This is a genomic window from Streptomyces sp. NPDC104096 (genome assembly GCF_055584385.1).
Window position 1 is genome coordinate 73,099 of record NZ_JBVJMD010000043.1, and the last position, 7,479, is coordinate 80,577.

A 7,479-nucleotide genomic window follows, 5' to 3' on the forward strand; every position below is an offset into this window, starting at 1 on the left:
ACCGGATGGACCGGTCCCCGTCGTGTCAGCGCACAGGGTCGATCACGACGCCGGGATTGAGGATCCCGGACGGGTCCAGCACGGCCTTGCCCGCCCGCAGGGCGGCGGCGAAGAGGTCGGGGCGCTGCTGGTCGTACCACGGCCGGTGGTCCCGGCCCACCGCGTGGTGATGGGTGACGGTGGCGCCCTCGGTGATCAGTGCCTCGGAGACCGCCTGCTTGATCTCGTCCCACTGCTCCACGGTCCTGCCCCACGCGCCGGCCGCGTAGATCCCGAAGTACGGGGCGGGACCGTCGGGGTAGACATGGGTGAACCGGCAGGTCAGCACACCCGTGGCGCCCACCTGGCGCAGGGCGTCCCGGGCCGCCGTGTCGACGGCCGCGCGCAGCCCGGCGAACCGGTCCCAGGTGCAGGCCGTCTCGAACGTCTCCACGATCATGCCCTGAGCCGCGAGGGCGTCCCGCTGATACGGCATCCGCAGGAAGGCCGAACGCCAGGTGTCGGCGGCCGCCGTCCGCGCGGCCGCGTCCGCGGAATCGGTGGAGCGCGGCGCCTCCGGCAGGCTGCCGCCATGGTCGCGGCAGAGCTCCAGGGCGCGCTCCAGCAGGGCGGTGACGGGGTGGTCGGCGGACTCGAAGCCGAGCACCAGCACCGCCGTCGGGCTGCCCGCGTTGATCAGTGCCTCCATCGGGTCCAACAGCCGGCAGTTGGCCGGGTCGAGTCCGGACTGGGCCAGCGCTCGTACGGCCCGGACGCCCGCCTCGTAGTCCTCGAACGCCACCGAGGCTCCCGCTCGCCAACGCGGCCGGTCCTGAAGACGTACCCAGGCCTGGGTGATGACACCGAGCGTTCCCTCGGAACCGAGGAACAGCCGGTCGGGCGAGGGCCCGGCGCCCGAACCCGGCAGACGGCGGCTCTCGACCACACCCGCGGGGGTCACCACCCGCAGGGACTCGGCGAGGTCGTCGATGTGGGTGAGACGGGTCGCGAAGTGACCGCCCGCCCGCGTGGCCAGCCAGCCGCCGAGAGTGGAGAACTCGAAGGACTGGGGGAAGAAGCGCAGGGTGTAGCCGTGCGGCCTGAGCTGCTCCTCCAGGTGAGGGCCGAGCACTCCGGCCTGGACGAGCGCGGCCCGGCTGGTGCCGTCGACCTCCAGGACCCGGTCCAGCGAGCCCAGGTCCAGGCTCACCACTCCGGCGTACTCCGCACCCGTACGGGCCTCGACGCCGCCCACGACGGAAGTGCCGCCGCCGAACGGGACGACCGCGATGCCCGCACCGTCGCACCACTCCAGCGTGTGCACCACCTCGGCCTCCGACGTGGGACGCAGGACGGCGTCCGGCACATGGGGCAGCTTCCCGAGCAGCGCGCGGACGACATCGCGGAATGCCTGGCCATGACCGTGCGCCAGCCGGTCGCGCGGGTCGTACGACGCGATCGGGGCCAGCGCGGGCGGAGCCGTCACCCGGCTCGGGGCCACGCCGAACGACTCGACCGGCGGAGCCTCGTGCACGGTCAGGTCCGCCTCCGGCAGCAGTTCGGCGGTGCGCCGGGTGAGTTCCGCCCGTTCCCGGCCGGTCACCGCGTCCTCGACGGTGCCCCAGCCCCACCAGGATCGAGTCTTGCCGCTCATCGCGCCCCCAGCTATCTGAACGTCGGGTAAATTACCGGGCGGTCACTTTGACATAGGATGGAGACGTGAGCAAGCAGGAGAAGCCCACGCGGGGCGTGGGCACCAAGGGGATGCCCCGCAAGGACCGGGAGCGGCTGATCCTGGACGCGGCCGCCGAGGAGTTCGGCACGAAGGGCTACGCGCGCGGGTCGACCGCGCACGTGGCGGCACGGGCCGGGATCACCAAACCCATGATCTACGAGTACTTCGGGTCCAAGGACGGCCTCTATCTGGCCTGCCTCGAACAGGCGGGCACCCGTCTCGTCGCAGCCGTCGCGTCCGCCCAGGAGGGGCCGTCCGACCTCACGCGCGCGGTGCGCACCCTGGAGGCGGTCTTCCGCGCCCTGGCGTCGCGCCTGCACGACTGGGAACTCGTCTACGACGGGACCCTTCCGGCAGACGGCCCGCTGCATACGGCCGCGGCCGTGTACCGGAGGGAACTCAACCGGATGGGAGCGGTGGGGGTGGCGGAGTTCCTGCGCGCCTCCCCGGCCACCGAAAGCCTCGACGCCGACCTCGTCACGCACCTCTGGTACGGGACCGTGAGCGCCGCCGTCGCCTGGTGGCGGCACCACCCCGAGCAGACGGCCGACGAGATGACCTCGCGATTCCGGCGCATCGTCGCGGCGCTCGGGCCGGACGTGTGAGCGACGCCCGGCGCGACCGGAGGGTCGCCGGGCGCGGCCGGTGAACGGGGAGGGCCGTGCGGCCGGCGACGGGACCGGGGCGCCCGGCACCGGCTGCGTATCCTGGCAGTCATGCGGACGCGACCCACTCTGGCCTGGGAGCCCACCGGCGGTCTGCCTCCGGCCTCGACCGACCTGAGCGGTGTCGTCGAGGCCGTGCGCGCGGGCGGCGTCACGGTGCTGAGCGGGGCGGGGCTGTCCACCGACTCCGGCATCCCCGACTACCGCGGCGAGCACGGCTCGCTGCGTCGGCACACTCCCATGACGTACCAGGAGTTCGTCGGCGGGGAACCCGCGCGCCGCCGCTACTGGGCGCGCAGTCAGCTGGGATGGCGGGCCATGACGAGAGCCCGCCCGAACGCCGGCCACCGGGCCGTCACCGCGCTGGGCGAGGCGGGCCTGCTCACCGGTGTGATCACACAGAACGTCGACGGGCTGCACCGGTCGGCGGGGGCGGCCGACGTCATCGAACTGCACGGCAGTCTGAGCCGCGTGGTCTGTCTGGACTGCGGTGACCTCAGCGCCCGTTCGGAGCTGGACCACCGGCTGCGGGAGGCGAATCCGCGGTTCGAGGAGGCCGCCGAGGACCACCGTGCCGCGCGCGTCAATCCGGACGGCGACGTGGAGCTGCCGGAGGAGGCGGTCCGCGCGTTCCGGGTGGTGGCGTGTGCGGCCTGCGGCACCGGGGTGCTCAAACCCGATGTCGTCTTCTTCGGCGAGAACGTGCCGCCCGAGCGGGTCGAGGCGTGCGGACGTCTCGTCTCGCGGGCCGCGACCCTCCTGGTGCTCGGTTCTTCCCTGACCGTCATGTCCGGGCTGCGTTTCGTGCGTCAGGCCGACCGGTCCGGCATCCCTGTCCTCATCATCAACCAGGGCCCGACGCGGGGAGACCGATGGGCCGCCGAGCGGGTCGATCTCCCGCTGGGACAGGCACTCCCCGCCCTCGTGGCCCGGACCCGCTCCTGATCCCGACTAGGGCGTGTTTCGAAAGTGGCGTCGTCCGCCCGAAGGGCGGGCCCGGCGGCGTCTGGTGCGTGCGATCGCAAGGCGGAGGGTCGCCCCGATACTGGTTGTATCGGGGTGATCCCGACAACGCGGCTGGGGGTGCCCCCTCTGGGGGAGTGCGTGCCAGGCGTCGCCGGGCAGACGGGACTTTCGAAACACGCCCTAGGCCAGGCGGCCCTTCGGCATCCGGACGATCGCGGTTCCCCCGTCCAGATCCACCGTCGTCCGGTTCGGCGGCGCCCCGTCCTCTTCGTCGTCGCGCAGCAGCAGGGCCGACTGCCGCTCCCTGAGCTCGGTCTGCTTGCCCGGTGAGAGACTCGCGTGCAGCTGCTCGAACCCGGTCGCCGAGATCTGGCCCTGACGTCCCGCGTTGCGCCAGGGCAGCAGCCCGGCCCGGCCCGCGCGCAGCAGCAGCTGATCGACGAAGGCCAGCGCGGTCAGCAGCATGACCAGCCCCGGCAGGGTCATGAAGACGAGGAATCCCATGCCCCAGTATCCCCACGGGGGCGGACGGTGTCGCCGTCGGGCCGGGGTACGAGGAGCGGCCCCTGGGACGGCGGCCGGAGCGGTTCCGGCAGTGGCCCCGGAACGGTTCAGCGCGTGACCGGCAGGGCTCCGGCGAACACGTGGCCGTCGGCGCGGGTCTGGACCGGGAATTCGACCTTGAGCGCGCCCTCCTGGCCCTGGACGGTCAGGTGGGTGGCCAGCTTCAGGCCGAGGAAGGTCTTCTCGGCCCGGGTCGCGGTGACGTACGCGCGGCCCATGTTCATCAGCAGCCTGCCCGGCTTGCCGCCCTGGTCGGCGTCGAAGAACAGGATCCGCTGGTTCGTCAGGACGACGTAGACCGCACGCGGGCGGACCGTCGCCATCACCATGCCCAGGGTGAGCACCCCCACCACGATCGCGGTGAGTGCCTGCTTGCGCACCGAGACGGTGCCGACGGAGGCGAGACTGGTGAGTTCGACCTGCTCGCCCGGGAGCAGCAAGGGGGCCGAGGTCTCCAGCAGTTGTCTGGTGCGGCGCGCGTTCATGGCCATGAGAGGAAGCTCCTGGTGACGGGGCGGGGGTTGACGGGTGGGGACGGTGGGAGCGGTGAGTGGTGGCGCCGGCCGTCCTGCGGCCGCCTTCGGCCCCCGTCCGCCGCCTCTCGCCCGGCTCCCGTCATCCGTCCGAGGATTGTTCCAAGCCAGGACAAAGCCGAATGATCATTCCCCACAAAAGGAACTCAAGTTCAAGTCATGAACAGGCCAAAATCATTCACCGCGAAGCCGAGCCGACGCACGCACGTCCCGTTCAGGCGTTTTGTGCCGCCGCGCCCCAACGCGCCGCCCCGGACACCAAGCCGTCGCCGAGCGGGCGCCAAGAGGCGGGCCGCATGCCGCTCGTCCGTCGCCCGGACCCGAGTCGCCGGAGCAGGCAAGCGTGTCCCCCCGCCGTACGGCCACACCTCGAACCGCCGATCAACGCCCCCATGTCCACGAGACGGTGGTGGTCCACCGGGTCTTCCGGCGCGAGTCCGCGCTCCTGCCCCGTCCGGTCCACGCCGTCGGCGACGGTGACACGGACCGTGCGGCACGGACCGCCGCCCACCTGGACGACTACCTGACGGGCCTGCACCACCACGCCGGAGAGGACGAACCGATCTGGCCCCTGCTGCGCGAACGCGCCCCGGACGTCGAACCGGTCGCGCCGCGGACACCGTCAGGCGGGACGGCCGGTACCGCCCTGCCGGGAGCCGGGCAGCGCGCCCGCCACCCGAGCGCCGTGCCGGCCGCCCGGGACCCCGGCGGCGCACCCGTCCTGTGCCGGAGCCGGCCGGTGCCCGCGGGCGACGGCTTCGCACCGACGGTCCCCGCCGACCGCCCGGTGACCGCGGGCCACGCCTCCCTCCTGGTGCACGAGCACGACGACCGGCTCGACCACATGCGCAACGCCCTGGTCCGCGGCCGGCTGCGACAGACCGACGACGGCCGGCTGCTGGTCCCCACGTCGGTGGTGGAGCCGATGGGCTCCGGGCGCCCCACCGACGCGCTACGGGTGATCCGCCGGGCGAAGCGGGCCACCTCCCGGTATCCGGCGCTGCGCGATCTGCCGCGCCCCCGCGTCCGATGGGCGGCGTTCCGGGCGTTCGCCAAGTCCGCGTAGCTTCCGGGGAGGCGGAACCGAGCACCTCACAAGGCGCCCGAGGCGCGGCCCGGCTCCGGTGAGGGGCCCGGTAGAGTCTGCCGCCATGCGCCGAACCCTTGTCATACCGTTACTGGCCATGGCCCTGACCGGCTGCTCGCAGTCCGGCGGGGAGAACCCGTGCACCATGGCGGACGCGGAGTCGCGGATCTCCGTCATGTGGCGACCCGCCGACTTCGGCGACCAGGACGCGGCGACGATCATGCTGTGTGTGAACAGCACGTGCAGGCAGCGGACTTCGGGCAGTCCCGACGACCCGCTCGCCTCGCTGTCCGTCCGGCTCTCCGACGACTCGGGCGCGTCCGCCCTGCCGGTGCGGCTCAGTGTGATGTCCGCGAAGAGCGGTGAAACGGTCGTCGAGGACAGCACCCGGGCCAGGCTGGTGGAGCAGCACCCCAACGGCCCCTCGTGCATGCCCGCCGTCCGGACCGCGACCTTCCGCGCCCACCCCGACAAGGGCCTCGTCCCACCCGAGGGCATGGGACTCCAGGGGTGAGCCCCAGTGCCTCCAGCGCTCGGGCTCGATGCCGCTCCGACTCCTGGCCCGGACAGACGCGGTGACGGCCCCTTAATTCCTTTCGACCGTCCCCGACCCGTTCGCTAGGCTCGTGGGGTTGCCAGCGCTGCTGGAACCGGTGAGGTTCGCGTGCGGCCTCCGGCAGGACTCGGGCCGAGAGTGGGTCTCTTCCATGGCATGTCGGATCAGCGAGCTCGTGCTCGGTTGCCGCGAGCCCGAGGTACTGGCGCGGTTCTGGTGCGAGGTCCTGGACTTCGTCGTGCTCGGCCGCGAGGACGACGGCACGCTGGAGATCGGGCCGCGCGAAGGGTTCGGCGGTCCGCAGCCGACGATCATCCTCAGCCGCAGGGACGAGCCGGAGCCGGGGAAGTCCCGGCTGCACATCGACGTCAACGCCACCGACCGCGATCAGGACGCCGAGCTGGAACGCCTGCTGAAGCTCGGTGCGCGCCCGGCCGACATCGGCCAGACAGGGCAAGAGTCGTGGCATGTCCTGACCGACCCCGAAGGCAACGAGTTCTGCCTGCTCAAAGCCCGCCTCAACCCGCTCTGACGGCCATCGGTGCCGGAGCGTCCGCCAGCGGATCGGAGATGTACGAGGGATGACGAGTCAATTGTTCGCGCTCTGCTTCAACGCGACCCGTCCGTCGGAGCTGGCGCGGTTCTGGTCCGGGGTCCTGGGCTGGGAGCCGGCCGACGGTCCGGACGACGGCATCGCGATCCTTCCGCCTGACAAGGCCGGTTTCCGCATACGTTTCCTGCCGAGCCGGGAACCGAGGACCGGCCGGAACCGGGCGCACTTCGACCTCACCAGCGCCACCCCGGAGGAGCAGCGGCAGACGGTGGCCAGGGCCCTGGAGCTCGGCGGCGGACACCTCGACGTGGGCCAGCTCCCGGAAGAGGAACACGTGGTGCTCGCCGACCCGGACGGCAACGAGTTCTGCGTCATCGAGGCGGGCAACAAGTTCCTCGCCGACACCGGCTTCATCGGAGCGCTGGCCTGCGACGGTACGCGGGAGGTCGGTTACTTCTGGAGCCGGGCGCTGGGGTGGCCGCTGGTCTGGGACCAGGACCAGGAGACCGCGATCCAGTCACCGGACGGCGGTACGAAGATCACCTGGGGTGGTCCCCCTGTGGCACCGAAGACGGGCCCGAACCGGCTGTACCTCGAACTGGCGCTCCCCGCCGACGCCGACCCGGAGGCCGAGCTCGACCGCCTGGTCTCGCTCGGCGCGACACGCACGTCCGCCGGCGAGGACGACAACGGCCGGGTCCTGCTGCTCGACCCCGACGGCAACGAGTTCTCCGTACGCACGCACGCCTAGTGTTCCGAGTCGGGAATTCCATTCAGATGTGTAGGCTTGCCCTATGGCACGGATGGGGCGGCCGAAGGCCGAGTTGACGCTGTCGGACGA

9 protein-coding genes are annotated in these 7,479 nt (G+C 72.1%); 6 read left to right on the top strand and 3 right to left on the bottom strand.

Going from position 1 to position 7,479, the window contains the following annotated elements; genetic code table 11:
* Nucleotides 1-25: 25 nt before the first annotated feature.
* Complete coding sequence (locus ACZ60B_RS31920; RefSeq protein WP_469393125.1) at nt 26-1,633, bottom strand: FAD-binding oxidoreductase; 1,608 nt, start codon at nt 1,631-1,633, stop codon at nt 26-28.
* A gap of 65 nt (nt 1,634-1,698) precedes the next feature.
* Between ACZ60B_RS31920 and ACZ60B_RS31925 the strand changes: the two genes are divergently transcribed.
* Together ACZ60B_RS31925 and ACZ60B_RS31930 are read left to right on the top strand one after the other, a co-directional pair.
* Nucleotides 1,699-2,319: a TetR/AcrR family transcriptional regulator gene (locus tag ACZ60B_RS31925; protein WP_469393127.1), complete on the top strand. Its 621-nt coding sequence runs from the start codon at nt 1,699-1,701 to the stop codon at nt 2,317-2,319.
* Between the two features lie 111 nt (nt 2,320-2,430).
* Nucleotides 2,431-3,324 (top strand): NAD-dependent protein deacetylase, encoded by an 894-nt coding sequence (locus ACZ60B_RS31930; RefSeq protein WP_469393130.1) that lies wholly within the window; start codon nt 2,431-2,433, stop codon nt 3,322-3,324.
* A gap of 201 nt (nt 3,325-3,525) precedes the next feature.
* Here the strand turns inward: ACZ60B_RS31930 and ACZ60B_RS31935 are convergent, their stop codons facing one another.
* Both ACZ60B_RS31935 and ACZ60B_RS31940 read right to left on the bottom strand, forming a co-directional pair.
* The gene (locus ACZ60B_RS31935; RefSeq protein ID WP_469393132.1) at nt 3,526-3,849 is read right to left on the bottom strand and encodes a DUF6191 domain-containing protein; all 324 of its coding nucleotides are present in this window, start codon (nt 3,847-3,849) and stop codon (nt 3,526-3,528) included.
* A 107-nt stretch (nt 3,850-3,956) separates the two neighbouring features.
* Entirely contained in the window at nt 3,957-4,400 is a 444-nt protein-coding gene (locus ACZ60B_RS31940; RefSeq protein ID WP_469393134.1) for a hypothetical protein, read from the bottom strand.
* Between the two features lie 385 nt (nt 4,401-4,785).
* Between ACZ60B_RS31940 and ACZ60B_RS31945 the strand changes: the two genes are divergently transcribed.
* The 4 genes from ACZ60B_RS31945 to ACZ60B_RS31960 all read left to right on the top strand — a co-directional run bounded on the left by ACZ60B_RS31945 (nt 4,786) and on the right by ACZ60B_RS31960 (nt 7,389).
* A complete protein-coding gene (locus tag ACZ60B_RS31945; RefSeq protein WP_469393136.1) occupies nt 4,786-5,508 on the top strand; it encodes a hemerythrin domain-containing protein in 723 nt (240 codons plus the stop codon).
* Nucleotides 5,509-5,593: 85 nt separating this feature from the next.
* Entirely contained in the window at nt 5,594-6,043 is a 450-nt protein-coding gene (locus ACZ60B_RS31950) for a hypothetical protein (RefSeq protein WP_469393139.1), read from the top strand.
* A gap of 193 nt (nt 6,044-6,236) precedes the next feature.
* A complete protein-coding gene (locus ACZ60B_RS31955) occupies nt 6,237-6,617 on the top strand; it encodes a VOC family protein (RefSeq protein WP_469393141.1) in 381 nt (126 codons plus the stop codon).
* 49 nt (nt 6,618-6,666) lie between these two features.
* Nucleotides 6,667-7,389 carry a VOC family protein gene (locus tag ACZ60B_RS31960; RefSeq protein WP_469393143.1) on the top strand — a complete coding sequence of 241 codons (723 nt, stop codon included), beginning with the start codon at nt 6,667-6,669 and terminating at the stop codon, nt 7,387-7,389.
* The last annotated feature ends 90 nt before the right edge of the window (nt 7,390-7,479 follow it).